The organism is Lentzea sp. NPDC059081 (assembly GCF_042738015.1).
Lineage (GTDB): Bacteria > Actinomycetota > Actinomycetes > Mycobacteriales > Pseudonocardiaceae > Lentzea.
Map to the genome: position 1 here is coordinate 300,963 of NZ_JBHYGW010000004.1, position 24,599 is coordinate 325,561.

Annotated in this window: 20 protein-coding genes and 1 pseudogene; 11 read left to right on the forward strand and 10 right to left on the reverse strand. The window is 70.6% G+C overall.

Going from position 1 to position 24,599, the window contains the following annotated elements; translation table 11 throughout:
• Positions 1-89: 89 nt before the first annotated feature.
• Positions 90-3,194 carry a S8 family peptidase gene (locus ACFWV3_RS11895; protein ID WP_382411021.1) on the reverse strand — a complete coding sequence of 1,035 codons (3,105 nt, stop codon included), beginning with the start codon at positions 3,192-3,194 and terminating at the stop codon, positions 90-92.
• A gap of 105 nt (positions 3,195-3,299) precedes the next feature.
• On the opposite strand from ACFWV3_RS11895, the gene ACFWV3_RS11900 reads away from it, so the two are divergent.
• A complete protein-coding gene (locus tag ACFWV3_RS11900; protein ID WP_382411023.1) occupies positions 3,300-3,890 on the forward strand; it encodes a TetR/AcrR family transcriptional regulator in 591 nt (196 codons plus the stop codon).
• Here ACFWV3_RS11900 and ACFWV3_RS11905 read toward each other — a convergent pair whose 3' ends face one another.
• Together ACFWV3_RS11905 and ACFWV3_RS11910 are read right to left on the reverse strand one after the other, a co-directional pair.
• Positions 3,891-5,135, reverse strand: a complete 1,245-nt coding sequence (locus ACFWV3_RS11905) for a cytochrome P450 (protein ID WP_382411025.1) — start codon at positions 5,133-5,135, stop codon at positions 3,891-3,893.
• Between the two features lie 1,014 nt (positions 5,136-6,149).
• On the reverse strand, positions 6,150-6,566 hold the full coding sequence (locus ACFWV3_RS11910) for a VOC family protein (protein WP_382411027.1): 417 nt from the start codon (positions 6,564-6,566) through the stop codon (positions 6,150-6,152).
• 58 nt (positions 6,567-6,624) lie between these two features.
• Here ACFWV3_RS11910 and ACFWV3_RS11915 point away from each other — a divergent pair, with 58 nt between their 5' ends.
• Positions 6,625-7,272, forward strand: a complete 648-nt coding sequence (locus tag ACFWV3_RS11915; protein ID WP_382411029.1) for a GntR family transcriptional regulator — start codon at positions 6,625-6,627, stop codon at positions 7,270-7,272.
• A 1-nt stretch (position 7,273) separates the two neighbouring features.
• Here ACFWV3_RS11915 and ACFWV3_RS11920 read toward each other — a convergent pair whose 3' ends face one another.
• The 5 genes from ACFWV3_RS11920 to ACFWV3_RS11940 form a co-directional block, all read right to left on the reverse strand.
• On the reverse strand, positions 7,274-7,723 hold the full coding sequence (locus ACFWV3_RS11920) for a hypothetical protein (RefSeq protein ID WP_382411031.1): 450 nt from the start codon (positions 7,721-7,723) through the stop codon (positions 7,274-7,276).
• A 3-nt stretch (positions 7,724-7,726) separates the two neighbouring features.
• Positions 7,727-8,332: a DNA-binding response regulator gene (locus ACFWV3_RS11925; protein ID WP_382411033.1), complete on the reverse strand. Its 606-nt coding sequence runs from the start codon at positions 8,330-8,332 to the stop codon at positions 7,727-7,729.
• Positions 8,329-9,384, reverse strand: a complete 1,056-nt coding sequence (locus tag ACFWV3_RS11930) for a sensor histidine kinase (RefSeq protein ID WP_382411035.1) — start codon at positions 9,382-9,384, stop codon at positions 8,329-8,331. Before ACFWV3_RS11930 ends, ACFWV3_RS11925 begins: the two co-directional genes overlap by 4 nt.
• A 10-nt stretch (positions 9,385-9,394) precedes the next feature.
• The gene (locus ACFWV3_RS11935; protein ID WP_382411037.1) at positions 9,395-10,135 is read right to left on the reverse strand and encodes a hypothetical protein; all 741 of its coding nucleotides are present in this window, start codon (positions 10,133-10,135) and stop codon (positions 9,395-9,397) included.
• Positions 10,136-10,205: 70 nt separating this feature from the next.
• Entirely contained in the window at positions 10,206-10,610 is a 405-nt protein-coding gene (locus ACFWV3_RS11940; protein ID WP_382411039.1) for an ATP-binding protein, read from the reverse strand.
• A 92-nt stretch (positions 10,611-10,702) separates the two neighbouring features.
• Between ACFWV3_RS11940 and ACFWV3_RS11945 the strand changes: the two genes are divergently transcribed.
• The 5 genes and pseudogenes from ACFWV3_RS11945 to ACFWV3_RS11965 all read left to right on the forward strand — a co-directional run.
• On the forward strand, positions 10,703-12,013 hold the full coding sequence (locus ACFWV3_RS11945; protein WP_382411041.1) for a hemolysin family protein: 1,311 nt from the start codon (positions 10,703-10,705) through the stop codon (positions 12,011-12,013).
• Between the two features lie 78 nt (positions 12,014-12,091).
• Entirely contained in the window at positions 12,092-13,030 is a 939-nt protein-coding gene (locus ACFWV3_RS11950) for an RNA polymerase sigma factor RpoD/SigA (protein ID WP_382411043.1), read from the forward strand.
• Between the two features lie 162 nt (positions 13,031-13,192).
• Positions 13,193-15,007: a S8 family serine peptidase gene (locus ACFWV3_RS11955; protein WP_382411045.1), complete on the forward strand. Its 1,815-nt coding sequence runs from the start codon at positions 13,193-13,195 to the stop codon at positions 15,005-15,007.
• A 298-nt stretch (positions 15,008-15,305) separates the two neighbouring features.
• Positions 15,306-15,806: a DUF1062 domain-containing protein gene (locus tag ACFWV3_RS11960; protein ID WP_382411047.1), complete on the forward strand. Its 501-nt coding sequence runs from the start codon at positions 15,306-15,308 to the stop codon at positions 15,804-15,806.
• 545 nt (positions 15,807-16,351) lie between these two features.
• A pseudogene (locus tag ACFWV3_RS11965) lies at positions 16,352-18,160 on the forward strand (DEAD/DEAH box helicase); the annotation flags it as partial.
• Between the two features lie 401 nt (positions 18,161-18,561).
• On the opposite strand, the gene ACFWV3_RS11970 reads toward ACFWV3_RS11965, so the two are convergent.
• Complete coding sequence (locus ACFWV3_RS11970; protein WP_382411049.1) at positions 18,562-20,055, reverse strand: alpha/beta hydrolase; 1,494 nt, start codon at positions 20,053-20,055, stop codon at positions 18,562-18,564.
• Positions 20,056-20,132: 77 nt separating this feature from the next.
• Entirely contained in the window at positions 20,133-20,270 is a 138-nt protein-coding gene (locus tag ACFWV3_RS11975) for a hypothetical protein (RefSeq protein WP_382411051.1), read from the reverse strand.
• Positions 20,271-20,539: 269 nt separating this feature from the next.
• Between ACFWV3_RS11975 and ACFWV3_RS11980 the strand changes: the two genes are divergently transcribed.
• From ACFWV3_RS11980 to ACFWV3_RS11995, 4 genes are all read left to right on the forward strand, one after another.
• Positions 20,540-21,523 (forward strand): ribose-phosphate diphosphokinase, encoded by a 984-nt coding sequence (locus tag ACFWV3_RS11980; RefSeq protein WP_382411053.1) that lies wholly within the window; start codon positions 20,540-20,542, stop codon positions 21,521-21,523.
• A 40-nt stretch (positions 21,524-21,563) separates the two neighbouring features.
• A complete protein-coding gene (locus ACFWV3_RS11985; RefSeq protein ID WP_382411055.1) occupies positions 21,564-22,316 on the forward strand; it encodes a DUF427 domain-containing protein in 753 nt (250 codons plus the stop codon).
• A gap of 62 nt (positions 22,317-22,378) precedes the next feature.
• Positions 22,379-23,005: a TetR/AcrR family transcriptional regulator gene (locus ACFWV3_RS11990; protein WP_382411057.1), complete on the forward strand. Its 627-nt coding sequence runs from the start codon at positions 22,379-22,381 to the stop codon at positions 23,003-23,005.
• Positions 23,002-24,555 carry an MDR family MFS transporter gene (locus tag ACFWV3_RS11995; protein ID WP_382411059.1) on the forward strand — a complete coding sequence of 518 codons (1,554 nt, stop codon included), beginning with the start codon at positions 23,002-23,004 and terminating at the stop codon, positions 24,553-24,555. Before ACFWV3_RS11990 ends, ACFWV3_RS11995 begins: the two co-directional genes overlap by 4 nt.
• The last annotated feature ends 44 nt before the right edge of the window (positions 24,556-24,599 follow it).

The following is a 24,599-nucleotide window of genomic DNA, read 5'->3' on the forward strand; positions in this document are numbered from 1 at the left end:
GAGGAGACACGCGCGGTGTCACCAGTGGGTAAGAGAGGGGGGTGGGGTTGCACGACGAGCCCATCCCACCAGCGCGCGGGCCACGGCGGCTAGTGGAGGAGGTAGGCGTCGATGATCGTCTGCTCGACGGTCTGGCCGATGCCCGAGGCCTTGGCTCGCAGGGAGACCGACTTGGCGTCGCGCGGGTGGGCCAGCAGGACGCGGTTGCTGGTGATCGGGGTGCGGCGCCACGTCGTGCCGCTGTCGTAGGAGACCTCGACCGACGTGACCTTCACGGAGCCCGGACCGGTTTGCGACTGGGTGGAGATCGGCACGGACAGCATCTGGCCGGCGCGGGCGGAGCCGTTGTCGTCCAGTTGCGGGGTGAAGCGGATCACCGAGAGCGGTAGTGCGGTTTGGCGCGGGGTGGTGTCGCTGCGGAAGGTCCAGGTGCCGGACACCTTGCGGCTCAACGGGGTGAGTCGGGTTGCGGTGGCGTCGAGGCTGTACGTGGCGGCGCCTGAGGGGACGTCGGCCAGGGCCCAGCCCGGGTCGGAGGTCTCGGCGACCTTCGTGTTGTCGCGGTAGAGGGTGGTCCTGGCTTCGGTGACCGGGGCGTAGCCGGCGTTGCCCGCGCTGTCGCCGTACAGGGGGACGGTGATGCGGACGAAGTCGCCTGTGCGGAACGAGTGCGGGATGTCGCGCGACTCAGGTAGCGCTGGGCCGAAGACGGCGCGGTTGAGTTGCTCGACGTAGGAGCAGCCCGGCTTGTAGTGCTTGAGCGGGCCGTCCAGAGCGGCGATGTTGCCCGTGGCGTCGAACAGGTTGAACCTGCGTGACCAGTCACCGCCCTCGCCGCCGTAGTACTCGGTGCGCTGGCCCGGCTTGAGGTTGTCCAGCGAGCCCCAGCCCCAGTCGGCGCGGCCCGCGGGGGAGGAGGTGTGGCCGATCGACGCGGTCTGGCCATCCTTCAACGCGGGCATGTCCACTCGCACGGACGCCAGGTCCTTCGGTGCGACGGTGCGCGTCAGGCCGGTCGGTGCGGCGCCCTTCGTGTACCAGGCCAGGCCGTAGAAGTCGGAGCCCGCGGTCCAGAACGTCGCGGTCTTGCCGGTGACCTCGGGGGAGTCCGGGCCGATGCTGGCCACGCCGAGGTGGTCGGTGACGCCGCCCACCGAGAAGTTGCTGATCGTGTAACTGGTGCCGTTGACGGTTCGGTCGAAACCGGTCTGCAGCAACGAAAGCTGCGCGGCGACCGGGAGGGTTACCTTGACGGGCTTGGCCTGGCGGGCATCGAGGGTGATCGTCGTGGTGCCGGCGATGGTCAGGTTCGGGTAGTTGACGACATCGTGGGTGTACGCGCTGCCCGACGACAGGACGCTGCCGGACAGGACGTAACGGCCCTTGGCGAGACGGGCGACGCCGGTGGTGCTGTCGGGCCAGACGCGGGCGCCGGTGTCGACGTTGATCAGGAACGCGAACGTCGAACTCGCCTTCGCGCCGGTGCGGTCGAGGCCGGCGATCGTGACGTCGTAGCTCTCCGGCTCGAGGTCGACGACGACGGCAGTGCGCACGCCGTTTGCGACGATCGCGCCGCCGATCACGCCGCCGTCGGGCTGCTTGGCGATGTCCGCGGTGACCGTGGCGGTCGCGGAACCGTTGGCCGGGACGGTGAGCTTCGCGGGCGAGACGCTGAAGACGGTGCCGTTCGTCTCGGCGGTGAGGTCGAGCGTGACCGGCTCGGGGCTCGCGTTGGAGTAGGTGATCTCCTTCGACAGCGCGGGTTCGCCGGTGTGCGGCCACTGGTGCGCGCCGAAGCTGATGTTGGTCGGGGATGAGGTGACGTTCTGCTTGATCACCTTCGCGACGTCCACGCGGCCGGAGCCCTGGTCGAACGGCGTCAGCGTCGTGTTGGGCGTGGTGCTGCCGGCGAGACGGGCCTTCAGTTCGGCGCCGGTGAGCTCGGGGTGTTGCTGGCGCAGCAACGCCGCCGCGCCCGCGACGTGCGGGGTGGCCATCGAGGTGCCGTCGAGTGAGGTGTAGCCGTCGACGACTGGCGGGCCGATCCTGCCGTCGGAGTGCAGGGCGGCGACGATGCCCACGCCCGGCGCGGTGAGGTCGGGCTTGAGCGTGCCGGCGAGGGTCGGGCCGCGGCTCGAGAACTCGGCGATCCGCTCGTCGTGGTCCACGGCGCCGACGGTCAGGGCGGCGTCGGCCGTGCCGGGCGAGCCGATGGTCCTGGTCGTGGGGCCGGAGTTGCCGGCCGCGATCACGAACAGCGTGCCCTTGTCGGCGCTGATGCGGTTGACCGCCTCCTCGAGCGGGTCGATCTCGGGCGTGTCGTAGCCGCCGAGGCTCATGTTGATGATCTGGGCGCCCTGCTCGACGGCCCACTCCATGCCGGCGATGATGGCACTGTCCTGACCGGACCCGTTGTCCCCCAGCACCTTCACGTCGAGGATGTTCGCGTCCGGCGCCACGCCGTGGTACTTGCCGCCGCTCTTCGCGCCGGTGCCCGCGATGGTCGACGCCACGTGCGTGCCGTGCCCGTAGTGGTCGCCCGAGTCGGGTGACGTCGTGAAGTTGCGTTCGCCGATCTCGCGGTCCGCGAGGTCCGGGTGCGTGTTGTCGACGCCGGTGTCGAGGACGGCGACCGTCGTGCCCTTGCCGGTGAAACCCGCGGCGTACGCGGCGGGGGCGTTGATCTGCGGCACGCTGCGGTCGAGGCTCGCCTGCCGCTTGGCGTCGAGCCAGATCTTCTTGATGCCCGATTGCCCCAACGTCGACATGCCGGTTGTCAACATTCCGACAACCGGCGTCGTGGCCGCGTCGAACGCCACGCCGTTGATGCTGGGCAGCTGGCGGCCGGTGCTCAGGGTGCGTGCGGTGCCCTCGGGGTAGGTGACGATCACGGGAAGGGCGCCGTCGTAGGTGGCGAGCTCGGTGACGTCGAAGAGGCGTTCGTCGAGTCGGCCTTCCGCGATCAACGGGAGGGCGTCGTCCGGCACGACGTACTCGTGGCCCTGCGCGCTGTAGCTCGTGAACAGCACGTTCTCGCGGCCGGGTGCGGGCTTGACGGCTCGTTGCCCCGGGAGCACCTGGTCGCCCGTGATCAGCGTGACCGGGGGTGCGGCCGCCGATCGCGGGGGAGCGGCTTGGGCCTGGCCGGCGGTGAGCACGGCACCGGCCAGCACGACGACTCCGAGTAGGCGCACCCGGTCCTCCGTAGGTCTGTGAGAGCGTTCTCACGGACCGTAGTGAGGTGCTCACCTGGGTGACAAGGTCTACACCAATTTCCGGTACCGCCTAATCTTTCCGCCATGACGGGCCTGCGTGAACGCAAGAAGGCGGCGACCAGGGAAGCGCTGGGTGACGCCGCCTGGAGTCTGTGCGTCGAACGCGGCCTGGACGGAGTGACGGTCGAGCAGATCGCGCGGGCGGCCGGGGTGTCGTTGCGGACGTTCTTCAACTACTTCTCGTCCAAAGAGGAGGCAGTGGTCGCCGGCGACACCGTCACGGCGCTCGCGTTCGTGCGGGAGTTCGCCGCACGGCCCCTCGACGAACCGGTGCTGGTCGCGCTCAAGATGGCCCTGCAGACGATCTACCCCCGCTACGTCGACCTCGACCGGCTCCGCCAGCTTCGCGAGCTGCGGGAGCACCCCGCGCTGCTGCCGCACGTCTTCGCCGCCTACTCCGCCCGCGAGCAGGCGTTGACGGCGGCGATCGCGGAACGCTGCGGCGTCGACCCCCGCGAAGACCCCTACCCGGCGATGGCGGCGTCCGCGTTCCTCGCGTCGATGCGCGCCGTCGTGCAGTGGTGGCTGAACACGCCCCAGGCGTCGGAGAGGTACACGGCCACCGAGCTGGTCGGCCGGATGATCGACCAGCTCGGCGCCGGGTTCACCCGCTAGTCACCACGTGACGGGCAGCTTGTGCACGCCGTAGATCGACATGTCGGTCCGCAGCGGCACCTCCTCCGCGGGCACGGCCAGCTTCAGCGACGGCAGCCTGCGCAGCAGCTCCGTGAAGCCGACGGTCATCTCCACGCGCGCCAGCTGCTGGCCGAGGCACTGGTGGATGCCGTGCCCGAACGCCACGTGGTGGCCGCGCGGCCGGTCGACCAGCAGCTCGTGCGGGTCGTCGTACTGGCCCTGGTCGCGGTTCGCCGCCGGCACCGACACCACGACCGTCTCACCGGCGCGGATGGTGGCGCCGCCGATCTCGACGTCCTCCTTCGCATGCCGCGCGACCCCCATGCTGATGATCGACAGGTAGCGCAGCAGCTCCTCGACCGCGTTCTCGGTCAGCTCGGGGTTGTCCCGCAGCTTCGCGAACTGGTCGGGGTGCTCCAGCAACGCGAACGTGCCGAGCGCCAGCATGTTCGCCGTCGTCTCGTGACCCGCGATGAGCAGCAGGTTCGCGATGCCCGCCAGCTCGTTCTCGGTCAGGTCGGTGTCGCGCACCAGCCCGGACAGCAGGTCGTCGCCGGGGTTCTGCTGCTTCGCGCGGACCAGCGAGTGCATGAAGCGGCGCAGCTCGGCGGAGTTCTTGATCTGCTCGTCGATCGTGGTGTTGAGGCTGAGCAACGTCGCCGTGCGGCGCTGGAACTCCTCGCGGTCGCCGTAGTCGACGCCCAGCAGCTCGCAGATCACGAGCGACGGCACCGGCAGCGCGAAGTCGTGCACGAGGTCGGCGGGCGGCCCCTTCTCGATCATCGCGTCGAGCTGGGTGGTGACGATCTCGTGGATGCGCGGCGTCAGGTCCCGCATCCGCCGCACGGTGAACTGCCCGGTCAGCAGCCGCCGGAAGCGGGTGTGCTCGGGGGCGTCCATGAAGATGAACGACCCGGCCTGGCGCTCCGGCGGGAACATCTCGGCGTGCAGCTCCGGCGAGATCAGCGCCTTGGCCCGCGGGCTGTTGATGCGGTCCGCGCTCATCTTCGGCTCGGCGAGCACCGCCCGTGCCTCGTCGTTCCCGGTGACGAGCCACACGGTGTCGCCGTTGTGCTCGATCTTGTGGATCCGCCCGTGCCCGCTCAACTCGGTCAGCGCGGTGGCCGGGTCGAACGGGCACCGGCCGTCTCGCTTGCTGAGTTCGGCGGGCAGCTGCGGGCGGATGAGCTCCTGCGCGTTGCGCTGCCGCTCGGCCGTGGTCATGGCCTTCTCCCTGTCTGACCCGGCGTGACCGGGCCATAGCTCGGCGTCACTCCCACGCTACCGAAACTTGCGCGACGTGCAAGATTTTTAAGTTGTCTTTAACGGGGAGGGGGCCGGTCGGGGGATCGGCTGAGGTGGGTGGGAGAGCGTGAGGGTGAGGGAGGTGCAGGGCTGGAGAGGGGCAGGTGGGCAGGGTGCAGGCGTGGGCAGGGTGCGGAGGTGAGGAGGGGGCGGGCGTGGGGAGAGTGCGGAGGTGGGCGGGTGGCGGAGGTGGGCAGGTGGCGGAGGTGGGCAGGCGTTGGGGGTGGGAGGTAGAGGGGTGCGGGAAGGCGCTCGATGGGGCGCGTGGATGGGGAAGGCGGTGTGAGGGGAGGTTGACGCGGGGACTGGGCTGAGGGAGGCGGCAGGTGAGGCGTGGGTGGCGATGTGCGAAAGCGAGGGCGTCCCGAGGGCGGCGGCGCGAGTGGCCGTGCCCGTGAGAGAAGCAGCGCCCGCGAGAGAGGGCGTGGCCGCGAGAGAGGGTGGCCGTGAACGAGCGCGCCTGCGGGAGAGGCCGCGCCCCGCGAGAGACAGGGTGGCCGCGAGAGAGGTCGCGACCGTGGGCGTGGCCGCGCCCCGTGAGAGAGATGGCGTCCGTGAGAGAGAAGGTGGCTCACGAGCCCGGCGCGTGCGTGAGAGAGATGGCTGCCGCGAGGGGATGGTGACCGCGAGGGAGACGCGTGCGCGAGCGGTTGGGTAGCCACGAGAGAGACGGTTCCGCGAGAGAGTGGGTAGCCGCGAAGGAGACGGCTGTCGCGAGAGAGATGCGTGCGCGAAGCAGGTGGCGGCCTTAAGAGAGGTGCGTGCACGAACGTGGCGGCCGTAAGAGAGGTGCTTGCACGCAGGTGGCGGCCGCGAGAGAGAGGGCGTGCCGGACAGGCCGCGGCCGCGACAAAGCGCGTGTGCGGGAGGTGTGTCCGAGGGCGTCACCACCTCGCCCTCGGACACACCCTCAAACTCACCGAGGCAGCCCGGTCAGACGGCGAACACCTGCGCGTCGTCCGCGAAAGCCTTGAACTCCAGTGCGTTGCCCGCCGGGTCCAGGAAGAACATCGTCCACTGCTCGCCCGGCTCGCCCTTGAAGCGCACGTACGGCTCGATGACGAACTTCGTGCCGGCGTCGGTGAGCTTCGCGGCCAGTTCCTGGAACGCCTCGACTGTCAGCACGAGGCCGAAGTGGGGGACCGGCACGTCGTGGCCGTCGACCGGGTTGCTGACGCGTTCGGTCCGCGGTGCGAGGTGGGTGACGAACTGGTGGCCGTGCAGGTTCCAGTCGACCCACGTGTCGGAGCTGCGGCCCTGGTCCAGGCCGAGGGTCTCGCCGTAGAAGCGGCGGGCGGCGGCCAGGTCGTCCACGGGCATGGCCAAGTGGAAACGGGGGATGTTCGGCATGTCGGAATGTTAACATTGCTACAAGGCGGGGAACTAGGGTGCTTGTTAACATTCGGACATGAGTGTGGGACCGGCGCGTAGGAGGGGCCTGAGCAGCGAGGTCGCCGACCTGATCCGGGAGGCGATCTTCGACGGGCGCTACCCGCCGGGTGCCGCTTTGCGCGAGGTCGAGCTGGCCGAGGCGTTGCAGGTGAGCCGCGGGCCGGTGCGCGAGGCGATCCGGGCGCTGGAGGTCGAGGGCATCGTCCGGGCCGAGTGGCATCGCGGCGCCACGGTGACGGCGCTGACGTTGCAGGACGTCGCCGAGCTGGACAGCCTGCGCGCAGCCCTGGAGGTCCTGGCCGTGCGCCGGGTCGTGGACCACGCGTCGGACGCCTCGCTCGGGCTGGTCGAGAAGGCCGTGGCCGAGATGGACCGGGCCCGGACGCCGCACGAGATGGTGCGGTGCGACATGGCCTTCCACGACGCCGTGTACGCGGCCGCCGGGCATTCGCGGCTGGTGCAGGCGTGGGAGGCGATCCGGTCGCAGGTGCACCTGTTCCTCGTCACGCGGGTGAACGTCAGCTCCGACGGCTACCTCGAGCAGATCCGGTCGGAGCACCGGGACCTTGCGGCGGCGCTGCGGCTCGGCAACGCCGAGGGGGCGCTGGAGCTGTTCGCGGAGCATCGGCGGCACGCGTTCGAGGTGCTCACGTCGGGGTTGTGAGTCAGGTCCGCGTCAGCACGACGCGGGGCCGCGGCCCCATCACCGCACCCAGCTCCGCCACGACGACAGGCGGCAGCGGGGGCCAGTTGAGGAACACCACCGCCAGCTCGCCGACGTGGAACCCCCACGGCCCCACCAGGTCGCCGGCGAGCGTGGACAGTCCACAAGAGACACACGTGAGACTGCCCTCGAAACCCGCGGAGAACCACGGCTCGACCAGGTCGTGGTGCGCGGAATCGTCCACGGCCGCACCACATCCGGGGCACGACGGCGGGTCGTAGTTGCCGAACGCGTGGTGCACCACCCGCTCCACCACCACGTCCACGCGGTTGTCGTCGTCCAAGGTGACCAGACCGCGTTCCGCCAGCCACTGCCGCACCACGACGGCCCGGCGCGCGGCCTCCTCGGCGCTCACCGAGATCTCGACGACCCGGAACGCGGTGTCACTCAAGGCTCACAGCCACCCGTGTTCCTCGGCGAGCCGGAACGCCGCCGACCGGTGCGCCACGCCGAGCTTCGAGACCGCCGCCGACAGGTGGTTGCGCACGGTCCCCGCCGACAGCGAGGTGCGTGCCGCGATCTCCGCCACGGACGTGCCGAACTCGCTGAGCCGCAACACCTCCAGCTCCCGCTGCGTCAACGGGCAGGGCGGGGCGGCCAGGGCGTCCGCGGCCAGCGCCGGGTCCACCCACCGGCCACCGGCGTGCACGCGGCGGATCACGTCGGCCAGCGTCCCGCCCGGCGACCCCTTGGGCAGGAAGCCCTTCGCGCCCGCGTGCAGGGCCTGCTGCAGGTGCGGCGGACGGCCCCGGCCGGTCAGCACCACCACCGCGCACGACGGCAGCACGCGCGCGAGCGACTCGGTGACCTCCAGGCCGTCCAGCAAGGGCATCTGCAGGTCGACCACGGCCACGTCCGGGCGGTGCGCGCGGGCGGCCTCCACGGCGGCGCGGCCGTCACCGGCACGCGCCACCACCTCCAGGTCCGGCTCCAGCGACAGCAACGCCGCGAGCGCCTCGCGGATCAGCTCCTCGTCGTCGGCCAGCAGCACCCTGATCACGCCGGTACCACCACCTGCAGCGTGAACACGCCGTCGGACAGGTCCGCCGACACCGTGCCACCCACGGAGGCCAGTCGTTCGGTCATGCCGCGAATGCCGTTCCCCGCGGCGAAAGGCTTCTCGGCACCGTCGTTCGTCACGGTCATCCGCACCTCCCCGTCGGCGTCAGCCACGTCGATCATGCACCACGTCGCGTGGCTGTGGCGCAGAACGTTCGTGCACGCCTCCCGCACCACCAACGCGAGCTGCGCTCCGGAGGACACGTCCGCACCCGACACCGTGCACCGGATTCCGGCCTCCCGCAGGACATTCCCCACGGCCTCCAACTGCGACGGCAGATCCACGGCGCGATAACCGTGCACAGCGTCACGCACCTCCTCCAACGCGCCGGACGCCAGCCGTTGCGCCTCGAACGCCTCCGCGGCCGACCGCGCCGGGTCGGAGTCCGCCAGCCGTCCCGCCAGCTCGGCCTTCAGCGCGATCACGGTCAGCCGGTGGCCCAGCAGGTCGTGCACGTCGCGGGCGAACCGCAGCCGCTCCTCGCTCACCGCCAGCTCCGCCTGGGCCTCGCGACCGGCCCGCGCCTGCGCGAGCAGCCCGGCGAACCACGTCGGCAACCCGGCCGTCGCCACGATCGTCGCGCCGACGCAGACCGCGATCATCTGGTACGTCACCTGGCCGCGCGTCACGAAGAACCCGACCAGGCCCGCCAGCACGACCGCGCCGATCGCGGCCATCCACCGCCAGACACCGGTGAGCAGCAGGGGAGCGAACCCGGCGGCACAGCCACCGATCCACGCCCACGTCGACATCTCGTCCGGCCCGGCGGGCGCCACGAGCGGGATCGACACCAGGGTCGCCGCCACCAGCCACCGCAGCCGCCCGCCGTGCAGCGCCACCGCGTACGCCACGGCCAGCAGCAGGAGCCCGGCCACGCCGAGCCAGCGCATCGGGGACGGGTCGCGCAGCACCGAGACCAGCGGCACCGCCAGGGAACCCGCCCAGAGCAGGTGCAGGACGCCGCGCAGCGCGGTGTGCGGAAGGTCGTTCATCGCCATCAGACTAGAACCACCGCAGCAGGATCGTGACCGCGATGACCAGGTCGAACACCCCGCAGAACGCCGACCACCAGCGCGGCACGACGGCGTCGCGGACGTGGTGCCACAGGTCCCAGCCGGCGTGCGCTCCCCACCCGAGCGCGATCAGCAGCACCCCTGCCGAGTCCGAGACCACGAGCACGGCCGCCGCCAGCACCACGTAGCCGGCGAACACCGCGAGCTGCATGCCAGGCGCGCGCCGTCCCCAGAACAGATAAGCGGCCTGGCACAACAACAACGTCCACACCGGGGGCACCAGCGGCGACTGCCAGAAGTCGAACGTCACCGCGAGGGCGATCACCACCGGCCAGCGGTCACCCAGGGCCCTGATCACCGGGTTCGTGCTGGGCGTCCCGTGCTCGTGCCGCCGCAGGACGAGCACGGCGGCCATCGCGGGCAGCATCAGCGCGTGCCCGCCCATCTCGACGGCGTCGCCGTCGAGGAGCCCGAACCAGTACGGCACCAGCAGCACGAGGTACGGCACGACCATCGCCGCGCACATCTCGAGAATCCGGCCGTGTCCGCGGTAGCGCATCCACAACGCCATCGGCACGGACATCGACACCGCCATCCACAGGGCGGCGAGCTCGACCCGTTCGGGCGTCCACAGCGGCCCCAGCAGGGCCATCCCCACCAGCATCGCCACGAGCATCTCGGCTCCGTGGCGCACCAACGGCCTGACCGTCGGCGACACAGTTGTCGTCATGCACTGAGCGTCGGATCAGCTCACCGCAACATCCATCCGCGAGATGTCACGACTTCGCTGTGCGAAACGCTCACCCGAGCTGTGCGTCGATCTCCGCCCAGATGGTCTTGCCACCGGCGAACTCCTGGGTGCCCCAGCACCGGGAGAGCCGGGCGACGAGGACGAGGCCGCGGCCTCTGGAGTGACCGAGCCGCGACGTGCCGAGCCGCGGCAGGTCCGCCGGTGTGTGGTCGTCGACCTCCACCCGGACGAAGCCGGTATGTCGTTGCACCCGCACCGCGCGTGGCCCCTCAGCGTGCTCGTAAGCGTTGCTGGCCAGTTCCGTGCACACGAGGAGGACGTCGAGCTGGACGTCCTCGTGGAGGTCCTCGAGCAGAACGCAGACCCAGGCGCGCATCGACGCCAGGTCGGGCTCGTCCTCCGGCAGGGTGTGCAGGGTCCTCGCGGAGGCACTGAGCACCTCTGGCGTGTCCATGGCAATCCCCACCTTTTCCGGTTCAGGTCCTCCTGTTGGCTCAAGACGACCGTCAGAGTGCGAGTTACCACTGCCCGTGCTAACTGAAACGTGTGGACGGTTATGGCTTCAACCTCGCGCTCGTCGCGGTTCTGGTTCTGCTCAACGCGGCTTTCGCGGGCAGCGAGATGGCTCTCGTGTCCCTGCGCGAAGGCCAGCTGCGCTCACTGGAACGCGAAGGACGGCACACGCTCGTGCGGCTCGCACGGGATCCGAACAGGTATTTCGCGACGATCCAGATCGGGATCACCCTCTCCGGCTTCCTCGCCTCGGCCACGGCCGCGGTCTCGCTCGCGGCGCCGATCGTGCCGCTGCTCGGGTTCCTCGGCAGCGCGGCGAACGGCGTGGCGATCGCGCTGGTGACGATCCTGCTGACGTTCTTCACACTGGTGTTCGGCGAACTGGCGCCCAAACGGCTCGCGATGCAGTACGCGGTGCGCTGGTCCAAGATCATCGCTCGCCCGCTCGACCTGCTCTCGACCGTGTCACGACCGGCCGTGTGGCTGCTCAGCAGGTCGACCGACCTGGTCGTGCGGATCTTCGGCGGCAACCCCGACGTCGAGGAGGAGCAGATGTCGCCGGAGGAGCTGCGCGACCTCGTCGAGGTCCAGCAGCACCTCAACCCCGAACAACGCACGATCATGACCGGCGCACTCGAGATCCACGAACGCAAGCTGCGCGAGGTCCTCGTGCCCCGCAGGCTCGTCACGATCCTCGAATCAGGTTTGGAGACCGCCGACGCGCGGGAAATCTTGGCGAAGTCAGGACATTCACGAGCGCCGGTGACGAAGGACGGTCACCTCGACGACGTCGTCGGCATCGTGAGCCTGCGTGATCTGCTCGACGACGCCGTGGCACTGGCGGAGGTGACGAGGCCGCCCATGGTGCTGCCGGACTCGGTGCGCGTCACGGACGCGTTGCGGCGCATGAAGGCCGAACACGAGCAGATGGCGCTCGTCGTGGACGAACACGGCGCTGTCGACGGAATCGTGACGCTGGAGGACCTCCTTGAGGAGATCGTCGGAGAGATCTACGACGAGACCGACTCGGACGTAGTCGCGGTCAAGGCGGAGCCGGACGGCTCGATCGAGCTGCTCGGCACGTTCCCGGTGCACGACCTGCCGGACATCGGCGTGGAGCTGCAGAACGCGCCGTCCGGCCCGTACGCCACGATCGCCGGTCTCGTGCTGGTGGTGCTCGGCCGCATCCCGGAGGAACCCGGTGACGTGGTGGAGGTCTCCGGCTGGCGGATCGAGGTCCTGGCCGTGGAGCACCACGCGATCACGCAGGTGCGTCTGAAGCGCCGACAATCCGACGACAACAACACGGGTGAGGGCGAGGTCACAGGCGAAACCGCGGAATGACCAAGCCCTCTTGACCGTTACACATGAGGCAGCCACTCGGGCTGCCACTCCTGCCAATCGGAAACGGGGGGATTTGTCATGCCTGCAGATCTGAAGAACCGCGCGTCCGGGCAGCAGGACGGGGACTCGGTCGGCCAGTACCTGCGCGAGGTGGGCCGCACGCCGCTGCTCACCGCGTCGGAGGAGGTCGAGCTGTCGCGGCGCATCGAGGCCGGCGTCTACGCCGCCCACCTGCTGGAGTCCGGCGACACCACGCGGGACCGCCGGCTGCTGCGCCGCATCGCCGCCGAGGGCGAGCGCGCCAAGGACCACATGATCCGCGCGAACCTGCGCCTGGTCGTGTCGGTCGCGAAGAAGCACTCGTTCCGCGGCCTGCCCTTCGGCGACGTGGTGCAGGAGGGCAACCTCGGCCTGATCCGCGCGGTCGAGAAGTTCGACTACGCCAAGGGCTACAAGTTCTCCACCTACGCGATGTGGTGGATCCGCCAGGCGATCGAGCGGGGTCTCGCCGAGCAGACCCGCACGGTCCGCCTCCCGGTCCACGTCGTGGAGGAGGTCAACAAGCTCAAGAAGATCGGGCAGAAGCTCTCCGCCCAGTTCGGCAGGGAGGCGACGGTCGAGGAGATCGCCGCCGAGGCCAAGTGTTCGCCCGAACGCGTCCAGGACCTCCGCGACGCCGCACGCGCGTGCGTGTCGCTGGAGACGCCCGTGGGCGACGAGGGCGACTCGACGCTGGGCGACCTGATCCAGGACACCGACGGCGTCTCGGCGCCGGACATGGTGGAGCGCCAGGAGTTCATCGACGGCGTGCGGTCGCTGCTGGACGTCCTGCCCGAGCGGCAGGTGCGGATCATGCGGCTGCGGTTCGGCCTGGAGGACGGGCGCGAGCGCACCCTCCAGGAGGTCGCGGAGGAGCTCGGGCTGACCCGCGAGCGGATCCGCCAGCTGGAGAAGCAGTCGCTGGCGGTGCTCAAGCAGACGGGCCGTCCGGAGGAACTCTTCGCACTCGCCGGGTGACACTCCGTACGAAAGTCGCTTGTATGAGGGGTTCTCACAACTAAAGACTCATCACGTCCGACAACGGACTAACGCTGTTTCGCAACCGCGTGTGAACGCATCAAGGGGCCGTCGAGGGCCGGCTCGCGTTCACACGCGGTTCCCTGCGAATGAGGAGCAGTGATGAGACAACGCACCCTGCGCACGCTCGGGGTGGCGGCTCTTGCCGTCGCCGGAACCGTGTTCGCGCTCCCATCGGCCGCGGCCGCACCGCCGGAGGGGCCGATCGTCGCGGAAAGCGCACCCAACGCCGTCCAGGACAGCTACATCGTCGTGTTCAAGGACAACGTTGTCAGGCGCTCGGAGGTCGGTGGCCGCGCCGACGACCTGGCCGCGCGCTACGGAGGTAAGAAGGGCTTCACGTACAAGGCCGCGTTCGGCGGCTTCTCGGCCACGATGTCGAAGCAGCAGGCCAAGCGCCTCGCCGCCGACCCGTCGGTGGCCTACGTGGAGCAGGACCGGACCGTCCAGATCCTGACCGACCAGCTCAACCCGCCGTCGTGGGGCATCGACCGGATCGACCAGGCCGACCTGCCGCTCGACAGCCGCTACAGCTACACCGCGGACGCCTCCGGCGTCACCGCGTACGTCATCGACACCGGCATCAACTACGACCACACCGACTTCGGCGGCCGGGCGTCGTTCGGGTTCGACGCGTACACCGACGGCCGCAACGGCAAGGACTGCCACGGCCACGGCACGCACGTCTCCGGCACGATCGGCGGCGCGACGTTCGGCGTGGCGAAGAACGTCACCCTCAAGGCCGTCCGCGTGCTGAACTGCTCCGGCGGCGGCTCTGTCGCGACCGAGGCGGCGGGCGTCGACTGGGTCACCGCGAACGCCGTGCTGCCGGCGGTCGCGAACATGAGCATCTACACCGGCACCGCGAACGAGCCGAGCCGCGTGCTCGACGACGCCGTGCGCGCGTCGATCAGCCGTGGCGTCACGTACGTGGTGGCGGCGGGCAACTTCAACGACGACTCCTGCAAGTACTCGCCGCAGCGCGTCACCGAGACGATCAACGTCATGGCGTCGGGCCGCACCGACGCCCGTGCGTCGTTCTCGAGCTTCGGCACCTGCAGCGACCTGTTCGCACCGGGCGAGAACATCGTCTCGGCGTCCTACAGCAACAACAGCGGCTCGGCCACGATGAGCGGCACGTCGATGGCCTCGCCGCACGTCGCGGGCGCGGCGGCGCTGTACCTCGGCGCCAACCCCGGCAAGACCCCGGCCGAGGTGCACGCGGCGATCCTCGCGGAGGCCACCCCGAACAAGATCACCAACCCCGGCTCCAACACGGCGAACCTGTTGCTGCGCACCAACATCGGCGGCATTCCGAGCGTCTCGGTGGTCAACCCCGGCAACCAGGTGACGGCGCTGGACGGCACCGCGACCCTGCAGCTGACCGCGAACGGCGGCGTCGCGCCGTACACGTGGTCGGCGACCGGCCTGCCGACCGGCCTCGCCATCTCCGACACGGGTCTGGTCTCCGGCACGGCGACCGCCGAGGGCACCTACAGCGTCACGGTCACGGCCACCGACACCGAGGGCGGCACGGGCAGCACGTCGTTCACGTGGTGGGTCGGCTCGGCGTCCTGCGCGCCGCAGACCAACGGCACGGACGTGACGATCCCGGACAACTCGACGGTGACGAGCACGGTCGCGTTCAGCGGCTGCACCGGCACCGCCTCGCCGGTCAGCACGGTCGAGGTGCACATCAAGCACACCTACCAGGGCGACCTCGTCGTCGACCTGGTCGCACCCGACGGGTCGGTCTACAACCTGCACAACCGGACCGGCGGCAGCACCGACGACATCGACCAGACCTACACCGTGAACCTGTCGTCGGAGACGCGCGACGGCACCTGGACGCTCCGGGTCCGGGACGCGGCGACGATCGACACCGGGACCATCGACACGTGGACCCTGACTCTCTGATCCAGTAGTTCCGGTGCGTGGCGGGTGTTCTCCGGAACGCCCGCCACGTTCTCGTTCCGGCACGAAAACCAGTGGAGCGACGTCGTCGTCCGCCGCTATCGTCCCGCGGAACCGGGTCGCCGAGGTCAGGACCGCCGTTGTACATCGCGTGAGACATCCCCAGAGCTGATTTGCAGCGCGCCGCATCGCGTCGCGCTTCCTCGTGCTGCGGACTTCTCACCAAGATCGGTGTACCTCTGTGCTCTCCACCTGGTTTGTCGTACCCACCCGCCTTCCGCTCGTGCGCCGTCGTTGTCACGTGTGCGCTTCGGAACGCTTCCGCGCCAACGGCAAGTTCCGCGTCAACGCCAACCACAAGGTCCTCGACGCCTGGCTGCTCGTGCTGTGCGTCGGGTGTGGTGACACGGTCAAGCTCACGGTCCTGGACCGCGTGAACGTGCGCAACGTCCGGTCCGCGTTGCTGGACCGCTTGCACCACAACGACGTCAGCCTCGCCGCCGAACTGCTGCAGGACACCGTGCTGCAGCGGCGCAACCACGTCTCGCTCGACTGGGACGGCGCCTGGCGGCTCGACACCGAGGGCGTGCCCGACGCCGAGACGGTCGACGTCGAGGTCCGGTTCGGGGCGCGGATCCCCGTCCGGCCCGTGCGCCTGATCGCCGAGGGGTTCGGCGTGTCGCGGGCCGAGGTCCTGCGGCTGCTGGACGAGGGCGGCCTCGTCTCGACGGTCCGGCTCGCCGGCAAGGTCTCCGGTGACTTCGCGTTCACGTTCAAGCGGAATGGCACCATGACGGCGTGAACGTTCCGGCCGTCCTGCGCACCCTCGCCCGGTTGAGCGCCGCCGAGCAGCCGCAGAAGGTCCAGCTGGACCTGACCAGGGCGGCCGGCCTGCTGTGGCTGGGTGATCACGAGCCGTCGTGGCGCGCGATCGCCCAGCCGGGGGACCCCGTCGCCTGGACCGCGCCGAGGCCGGTGCGGGACCAGGCGGCGCGCCTCGCAGCGTTCGACGCGCTGCACCGGGACGACCGGCTGCTGCGGCTGGGCTGGGCGTTCCTCGCCGGGCCCGCGCAGGTCGGCGGCCAACGGCGCCGGGTGTGCCTGCCGCTGGTCTCCCGGCCCGTGCGCCTGCAGGGGTCCGGCTCCGCCCACACCTTCCACCCCGCCGGCGACGCGGCGCTGTTCCCGCTGGTCGAGGACTGGACCGCGGTCGCGGAACGGGAGTCCTCGCTCGCGCCGACCGGGGAGTGGGTCGCCGAGACGCTGCGGCTCGCGGGGTTCGAAGACGTGCCGGTGGTGCACGACGACCCGACGGCGTTCATCTCCGGCAGCGAGCTCGTCGTGGCGATGGGCGTGGGTCTGCACGCGGGGGAACCCGTCGTGACGACCGAGCACGGGTCGGCGCTGTACGAGTGGGCTTCCACGGCCGGTGTCGAGGACACGGCGTTCGCCGCGCTGTACGGGACCGGCGGGGCGGTGGACGACCGGGACGAGCCGATCAGCTCGGCGTTGCCGTTGAGCCGCGGCCAGCAGCTCGCGGTCGAGCACGCCCGCCGCGCGCGGATCACCGTCGTGGGCGGGCCTCCCGGCTCGGGCAAGACGCACACGCTCGCCGCGCTGGCGTTGGACGCGGTCGCCGCGGGCAAGTCGGTGCTGCTCGCGAGCCGCACCCGCAACGCAGCCGAGGTGCTCGGGGAGGCGTTGCGCCGGGCTGGCGGGCCGGTGCCGGTGCTGTTCGGCGACTCCGAGCTGCGGCAGGGCATGGCGCGCGAGCTGAGCGACGGGTTCAGCGCCGCCCGGAAGGGCGCCCGGCTGCCGGAGTCGGCCAAGGCACGGGACGCCGCGGCGGCCGGGGTCGCGCGGGTCGAACGCGCGGTCGCCCAAGCCTTGCGCGACGAGGAGCTGGCGGCGGTCGCCCGCAAGCACGAGGCGTTGATGGCGGCACACCGCGCGGTGGCACCCGAGGCGTTCTCGGCCGGTGTGGATTTCCCGCGGTTGAAGGAACTTCTCGCACCACGTGCCGGGTTCCTGAGTGGACTGCGCACTGGCTGGGCGTTGCGCCGGGCGCGTCAGAGCGTTGGTGCGACTGAGGTTTCCGTCGAGGACCTGACGGCGGCGATCGAGGCAGCCGAACAGACCGCTGCCGCCGTGCGGATCGGGGCTTCCGGCGGGACGATGTTCGGGTCGCTGCGGCCGTTGCTGATCGAGCAGGACGCCGTGCAGCGGGAGGCCGTCGCCGCGTGGCTCGCGGAGTACTCGGTCAGCCGCAGGGGAGCCGGCGCGCGCCGGGCGGTGTCGGCGCTCGCGACGGCGCTGCGTTCGGGCCGGTCGGCGCGGCGGCGCGCGCTGGCCCGGATCGACAGCGCGGACCTGCTGACGGCGCTGCCGTTGTGGGTGGGAACGCTGTCGGAGGTGCAGGACATCCTGCCGCCGGTGCCCGGCGCGTTCGACCTGGTCGTCATCGACGAGGCGAGCCACGTCGACCAGCCGCTCGCCGCGCCCGCCCTGCTGCGCGGCAGGTCCGCGGTGATCGGCGGCGACCCGCGGCAGCTGCGGCACGTGTCGTTCGTGAGCGACCAGGCGGTGCGGGCGGCGGTCGAGGCGGAGGGCACGGCCGGCCTGCGCGACCGGCTGGACGTGCCGAAGGTGAGCCTGTTCGACGCGGCCGCCGTCGCGGGCGTGCACTGGCTCGACGAGCACCACCGCTGCGCACCGCACCTGATCGGGTTCGCCGCGTCCCGCTTCTACGACGGCAGGATGGAGCTGCTCACCACGCACCCGGCCGTCGCGGACGTCGACTGCATCGACGTGGAGATCGTCGACGGGTCACGGACGGCGCAGGGCGTCAACCGGTCCGAAGTGGACGCCGTGCTCGCCCACGTCCGCAAGCGCGTCGCCGCGGGCGTGGCATCGATCGGCGTCGTGTCCCCGTTCCGCGCGCAGGCCGACGCGCTGGAGGAGGCGCTGCTCGGCGAGCTGACGCTGGACGAGATCACCGCCGGCGGCGTCCGCGTCGGCACGGTGCACGGCGTGCAGGGCGGCGAGTTCGACGAGGTGGTGATCAGCCTGGCCGCCGACCGCCCCGCCGCGTGGCGGTTCGTGAACGACCGCACCCTGCTCGCGGTGCTGACGACCAGAGCCCGCCGCCGGGTGCACGTGGTGACGTCGGTGGCTCAGCCGCCCGGCCTGATCGGCGACTACCTGCGGCACGCCTCGGTCGCGCCGCAGGAGACGGAGGGCGCCGAGCCGTCGGACGAGTGGACCGCGCGGCTGGCGGGGGAACTGCGGGCCGCGGGGCTGGTCGTGCGGACGGGTTACCCGGTGGGGCGGTGGCGGGTCGACCTCGTGGTGGGGGAGCGGGACGAGGCGGTGGCCGTGGAGACGCGCCCGCACCCGGACGGGCCGCGGGCGCACCTGGACCGCTGGCGCGCGCTCGGCCACGCGGGTGGCGGGTGCACGACGCGTTCGGCAGCCGGTTCGGCTTCGACCCGGCGCGGGCCGCGGTGGAGCTGGCGCAGGAGCTGGGGACGGGCGGCACCGGACGCCGGGACTGAGCCCTACCTCCGGTGCGCCGGCTTGACCAGCGGCTCCGCGGCCCTCGCCGACGGCAGGAACGGGTTCGGGTTCGCCGGGCACACCGTCCCGGCCGGTGGCAGCGCGCCGGTCAGCAGGTACGCGTTGGTGTGGTCGGTGGCGCACTGGCTCACCTCGTACGCCGTGTGCCCCCAGCCCGCGTAGGTCAGCAGACGGCTGCCGGCGAGCTGGCGGTGCACGGCCTGGGCGCCGCGGTAGTCCGTGACGCCGTCGAAGTAGTTGCCGACCACCAGGACCGGGGCGCTGGTGCGGGTGTGCCACGGGCCGGTGTAGCGGTCGGGGTTGACCGGCCAGTCGGCGCACGCCGCGTTGCCCCACCACCAGGCAGGGCCGAACTCCGAACCGGCCTGCGCGTACCGGGCGGTGGCCTGGTAGGCGCCGAGCGAGCGCGGGAACTCGATGTCCGCGCACACGTTGCCGTTGTAGGCGTCGAAGCCGTTGTCGTAGTCCGCTTCGCGGGCGGCGATCGACAAGCCTGCGGAGGCGTCGGACAGCTGGTCGAACAGCTCGGCCGCGGCGGGCCAGTCGTTCGGCGAGTACATGGCGCCGAGGGCGGCGTTGACGACCGCGTCGTAGGTCCAGACGTCGTCGCCGAGCTGGATCGGCTTGGCGCGCACCGACTTCAGCAACGCGGTCCAGCGCTGCTCCGAGTGCGGGCCGAAGACGCACGCCGCCTCGTCGCAGGTGCGCAGGAACTCGCGGAACTCCTCCTTGGTCGCGATCCGGTCCGACTCGACCTGCCGGCCGCTTGACCACAGCTCCGGGTTCAGCACGCCGTCGACCACCAGGGCGCGGATGTTGCCGGGGAACAGGTTCGCGTAGGTCGCGCCGAGGTAGGAGCCGTAGGAGAAGCCCAGATAGTTGATCTCGCGGTCGCCGACGGCGCGGCGCAGCAGGTCGAGGTCGCGGGCGACGTCCGCGGTGCTCATGTGGCGGGCGATCCGCTGGTCGTCGCGGCACTCGGGACCGAGGGAGCGGTACCGGTCGAAGAACGGCCGCTCCTGCGCCGCCTGGTACGGGAAGCCGGGGACGCCCTCGAAGAACCGGTCGAGCTCGGCCTCGCTCGCGAAGCAGTGCAGCGGGCCGGACCTGCCGATGCCGCGCGGGTCGAAGCCGACGATGTCGAACCGGCCCCGCAGGTTCGCCGAGAGCTGGTTACCCGCGCCCAGCGCGAAGTCGACGCCGGAACCGCCGGGCCCTCCCGGGTTCAGGAACAGCGACCCGATCCGGTGCGCCTGGTCGGTCGCGGGCTTGCGCGCCAACGCCACCGTGGTGGTGGCGCCACGCGGGTCGTCGTAGTCGAGCGGCACCTTCACCGAGGCACACTCGAAACCGGGATTCTCGGGTCCGCAGGAGGCCCAGGCGATCCGGGGCACCGCGGGAGCGCCGGACGCCTGCACGGCGGGCGTGCCGGTGACCAGGAGCGCGGCGGCCGCGGCCAGCACGGTGAGACGCATGGGCAGGTCCCCTCCTCATCCGCAGAGGGGCCCTTCCTACCGGCTCGCGCGAGGGCGGGTCGACCGCCGGAAGTCGGTCAGTCCGGTATCGGGTGTTTCTGGCGGACTCCCAGGCTGTCCGCGAGCTGGTCGTGGATGGGCGTGCCCATCGCGACCGGGGCCGCGGCGGAAGGGGCCTGGGGTGTCGGTCCTGGGGTGTCCTGGTTGTCCGGCATGTGAGGAGCGTAAAGACGTTCTACGACCCCTAAAGCACGCTGATCACCGATTCACACCGGCCATACCCCAAGAGGTGAACGTGGTTCCCTCGATCTATACCGAGCGTGCGGGTCCAAACCTGGTATGGCCTACGTGTGAGTGTGCCCGATCGAGTTAATCCGTTGTGTTCAGCGACGTGGAATCCCATCGGCCGGACGTGTTGTTTGCACGATCTCGCGAGAATGCTGAACGATCGGGACGGACGGCAACCGACCCGGGGAGCGCAACGATGGTCAGCGGCAAGCCGGGCGTCGCCAAGCGCCAGCTCATCCTCCTCACCGGCCGGGCACACCCCGAGCTGGCCGACGCGGTCGCGAAGCACCTCGGGGTCGGGATCACCCCGCAGGCCGCCTACGACTTCGCGAACGGCGAGATCTTCGTGCGGTTCGAGGAGTCCGTGCGCGGCGCGGACGCGTTCGTCATGCAGAGCCACTGCGCGCCCATCAACGACTGGCTGATGGAGCAGCTGCTGATGGTCGACGCGTTGAAACGCGCGTCCGCCAAGCGCATCACCGCGGTCGTGCCGACGTACCCCTACGCCCGGCAGGACCGCAAGTACGCCGGCCGCGAACCGGTGTCGGCACGGCTGGTCGCGGACATGTTCAAGACGGCCGGCGCCGAACGCATCGTCACCGTCGACCTGCACACCGCGCAGGCGCAGGGCTTCTTCGACGGCCCCGTCGACCACCTGCACGCCATGTGGTTGCTCACCGACCACGTCCGCGCCCGCTACCAGAGCGAGGACCTGACGGTCGTCTCCCCGGACGCCGGCCGCACGCGCCTGGCCGAGAAGTGGGCGGACCTGCTCGGCGGCTGCCCCATCGCGTTCATCCACAAGACCCGCGACCCGTTGCGCCCCAACGAGGTCATGGGCAACCGGGTCGTCGGCGACGTCGAGGGGCGTACGTGCGTCGTGGTCGACGACATGATCGACACGGCGATGACGAGCACGTCGGCGGCCAAGCAGCTGCTCGAGCAGGGCGCGAAGGACGTCGTCCTGGTGGCCACGCACGGCATCCTGTCCGGCGACGCCCACGAGCGGCTCGTGGCCAGCAAGGCGCGCGAGGTCGTCCTCACCGACACCTTGCCGATCCCGCCCGGCCGCCGGTTCCCGGGGCTGACGGTGCTGAGCATCGCCCCGCTGCTGGCGCGGGCGATCCAGGAGGTCTTCGAGGACGGCTCGGTCACCAGCCTGTTCGACGGCAACGCCTGACGGGGGAAGCGCGGCGGGCGGTTCCGTGTTGCCATGAGACATGGGCAACGAGCAGCGTGGCCGGGTGCGGGTCGAGAACTCGGCGAAGCGGGTCCGTGCGTACTTCGGTGGCGAGCTGGTCGCGGACACGATCTCGCCGCGCCTGGTCTGGGAGATCCCGCACTACCCCGCCTACTACCTGCCGCTCTCCGCGGTGCGCGCCGAGCTGAAGCCGGCGGGGGAGACGGCGCACTCGCCGAGCAGGGGTGACGGGGTCGTCCACGACGTCGTCACGGCCGGCGGCACGGCGTCCGGGGCGGCGCTCACCTATCCGGACTCGCCGATCGAGGAGCTGCGGGACCTCGTCCGGTTCGACTTCGCCGCCATGGACGAGTGGCTGGAGGAGGACGAACCGATCTACGTCCACCCGCGCGACCCGTACAAGCGCGTCGACGTCCTGAACAGCTCACGGCACGTGCGGGTGGCGTTGGACGGCGTGACGCTGGCGGCGTCCACGCAGCCGCGCATCCTGTTCGAGACGAGCCTTCCACCGCGGTACTACCTGCCGTTGAGCGACGTCCGGTTCGATCTGCTCAGGCCGTCGGACACGCAGACGCAGTGCCCGTACAAGGGCACGGCCACGTACTGGTCGGTCGAGGTGAACGGCACGCGGCACGACGACCTGGTGTGGATCTACCGGTCGCCGCTGCCGGAGAGCCAGAAGATCGCCGGGATGGCCTGCTTCTACAGCGAGAAGGTCGACCTCTTCCTCGACGGCGAGCTGCAGGAGCGCCCGAAGAGCCCCTGGTCGTAGGCGATCTACTTCACAAACTGCAAACTTGCAGTGAGTGCAAAAAAGTCCGTACGCTGTCCCGTGTGAACCAGCCGGGGGAGAGCCTGCGCGACCGCAAGAAGCGCCGCACGCGTGCGGCGCTGGAGCGGGCGACCGTGCGGCTCTCCGCCGAGCGCGGCTACGACCACGTGACGGTGGAGGAGATCGCCGCCGAGGCCGACGTCTCGATGCGCACGTTCTTCAACTACTTCGCGAGCAAGGACGAGGCGCTGATCGGCGCGGACCCCGAGATGGGACCGCGGGTGGCCGGGCGCGTCCTCGCCGCCGCGGACGGGGTCACGCCGTTCGACGCCTACCGGCAGGCGGTGCTCGCCGAGATCACCGACGAGCTCGACAGCGCCCGCGACCTGTGGCTGCTGCGCAAGGAAGTGCTGACGCAACGCCCTGACCTGCTGCTCAGGGCGTTCGCCAGCAGCGCGGAGTCGGAGCAGCAGCTCGCGGCGGCGGTGGCACGACGGGCAGGGCTGCCCGAGTCCCACGCCTACCCGCGGCTGCTGGTCGCCGCCGGCAGCGCCGCGTTCCGCTGCGCGGTCACGAGGTGGGCAGCGGACGACACGCTGGCGCTGGGCGACCTGGTCGGCGAGGCGCTCGAGATGTTCGGCACCGGGCTGGCTCACGTGCCGCACCACGACGAAGGGGGAACCTCATGAGCACCGAAGCGGAAGTGGCACCGACGCACAGCAGACGCGAGGTCATGCAGGCACTGTGGGGCCTCATGCTCGGCATGTTCGTGTCCATCCTGGCGAGCACCATCGTGTCGAACGCGCTGCCGCGCATCGTCGCCGACCTGAAGGGCTCGCAGTCGATCTTCGCCTGGATCGTCACGGTCGAGCTGCTCGCGATGACGGCCACCGTGCCGCTGTGGGGCAAGCTCGCCGACCTCTACAGCCGCAAGCTGCTGATCCAGGCGTCGCTGAGCCTGTTCGTCGTGGGCTCGCTGATCGCGGGCTTCTCGCAGAACATCGAGATGCTGATCGTCAGCCGCGTCGTGCAGGGCCTGGGCGCCGGCGGCGTCACGGCGCTCGCCACGATCGTGATGGCCGCGATGATCCCGCCGCGCGAGCTCGGCAAGTACTCCGGCATGTTCGGCGCCGTGTTCGGCGTCGGCACGGTCGCGGGCCCGCTGATCGGCGGCCTGCTCGTCGACACGTCGTGGCTGGGCTGGCGCTGGTGCTTCTTCATCGGCATCCCGTTCACGCTCGCCGCGATCTACCTGCTCCAGCGCACCCTGCACCTGCCGGTCGTGCGCAAGGAGGAGACGAAGATCGACTACCTCGGCGCGTTCCTGATCGTGTCCGGTGTGTCGACGCTGCTGATCTGGTCGTCGCTCGCCGGGCAGAAGTTCGAGTGGGCGTCCGCCTGGACCGCCGGTCTCGTCACGCTCGGCGTGCTGCTGCTGGCCGCGGCCGTCCGCGTCGAGGCCACCGCGCACGACCCGATCGTGCCGCTGTCGATCTTCCGCAACCGCACGGTGGCGCTCGCGACCGTCGCCAGCGCCCTGGTCGGCGTCGCGATGTTCGGCGGCACGGTGTTCCTGTCGCAGTACTTCCAGCTCGCGCTGTTCAAGTCGCCGACGCAGGCCGGCCTGATGGGCCTGCCGCTGATCTTCGGCCTGCTGGTCTCGTCGACCGTGGCCGGTCAGCTGATCACGAAGTTCGGCAGGTGGAAGGCGTACCTGGTCTCCGGTGGCGTCATCATGGTCGGCGGCCTGCTGCTGCTGTCCACGATCACCGCGCAGACCACGGTGTTCATGGTGTCCGTCGACATGTTCGTGCTCGGCGTCGGCGTCGGCCTGCTGATGCAGAACCTGGTGCTGGCGGCCCAGAACGACGTGCCGGCCAAGGACCTCGGCGCGACCACGTCGACGCTGACGTTCTTCCGCTCGCTGGGCGGCGCGATCGGCGTCTCGGCGCTGGGCGCGGTGCTCGCGAGCAAGGTCTCCTCGCTCGCGGCCGAGAAGTTCGGCCCGATGGGCGGCCTCACCACGGGCGGCGACCAGGTGCCGGACCTCTCGGTGCTGCCGCCGGAGATCAAGGCCGTGATCGCCGACATCTACGCGACGGCGACCGCGGAGATCTTCCTGGTGGGCGCGCCGTTCGCGGTGCTCGCGCTGCTGGCGGTGCTGTTCATCAAGGAGAAGCCGCTCAAGGAGATGAGCGGCGACGACCGGCTGGCGGCGGAGATGGCCGCGGGTCACTGATCTCGCATCCACCGGGCGGACCCCTGACTTTCGTCGGGGGTCCG

Bases quoted from the DNA above. Each gene is read 5' to 3' on its own strand.
- ACFWV3_RS11900 (WP_382411023.1), top strand. From the start codon at position 3,300: ATGACGGGCCTGCGTGAACGCAAGAAGGCGGCGACCAGGGAAGCGCTG.
- ACFWV3_RS11905 (WP_382411025.1), bottom strand. From the start codon at position 5,135: ATGACCACGGCCGAGCGGCAGCGCAACGCGCAGGAGCTCATCCGCCCG.
- ACFWV3_RS11910 (WP_382411027.1), bottom strand. From the start codon at position 6,566: ATGCCGAACATCCCCCGTTTCCACTTGGCCATGCCCGTGGACGACCTG.
- ACFWV3_RS11915 (WP_382411029.1), top strand. From the start codon at position 6,625: ATGAGTGTGGGACCGGCGCGTAGGAGGGGCCTGAGCAGCGAGGTCGCC.
- ACFWV3_RS11930 (WP_382411035.1), bottom strand. From the start codon at position 9,384: ATGAACGACCTTCCGCACACCGCGCTGCGCGGCGTCCTGCACCTGCTC.
- ACFWV3_RS11935 (WP_382411037.1), bottom strand. From the start codon at position 10,135: ATGACGACAACTGTGTCGCCGACGGTCAGGCCGTTGGTGCGCCACGGA.
- ACFWV3_RS11940 (WP_382411039.1), bottom strand. From the start codon at position 10,610: ATGGACACGCCAGAGGTGCTCAGTGCCTCCGCGAGGACCCTGCACACC.
- ACFWV3_RS11950 (WP_382411043.1), top strand. From the start codon at position 12,092: ATGCCTGCAGATCTGAAGAACCGCGCGTCCGGGCAGCAGGACGGGGAC.
- ACFWV3_RS11955 (WP_382411045.1), top strand. From the start codon at position 13,193: ATGAGACAACGCACCCTGCGCACGCTCGGGGTGGCGGCTCTTGCCGTC.
- ACFWV3_RS11970 (WP_382411049.1), bottom strand. From the start codon at position 20,055: ATGCGTCTCACCGTGCTGGCCGCGGCCGCCGCGCTCCTGGTCACCGGC.
- ACFWV3_RS11975 (WP_382411051.1), bottom strand. From the start codon at position 20,270: ATGCCGGACAACCAGGACACCCCAGGACCGACACCCCAGGCCCCTTCC.
- ACFWV3_RS11980 (WP_382411053.1), top strand. From the start codon at position 20,540: ATGGTCAGCGGCAAGCCGGGCGTCGCCAAGCGCCAGCTCATCCTCCTC.
- ACFWV3_RS11985 (WP_382411055.1), top strand. From the start codon at position 21,564: ATGGGCAACGAGCAGCGTGGCCGGGTGCGGGTCGAGAACTCGGCGAAG.
- ACFWV3_RS11995 (WP_382411059.1), top strand. From the start codon at position 23,002: ATGAGCACCGAAGCGGAAGTGGCACCGACGCACAGCAGACGCGAGGTC.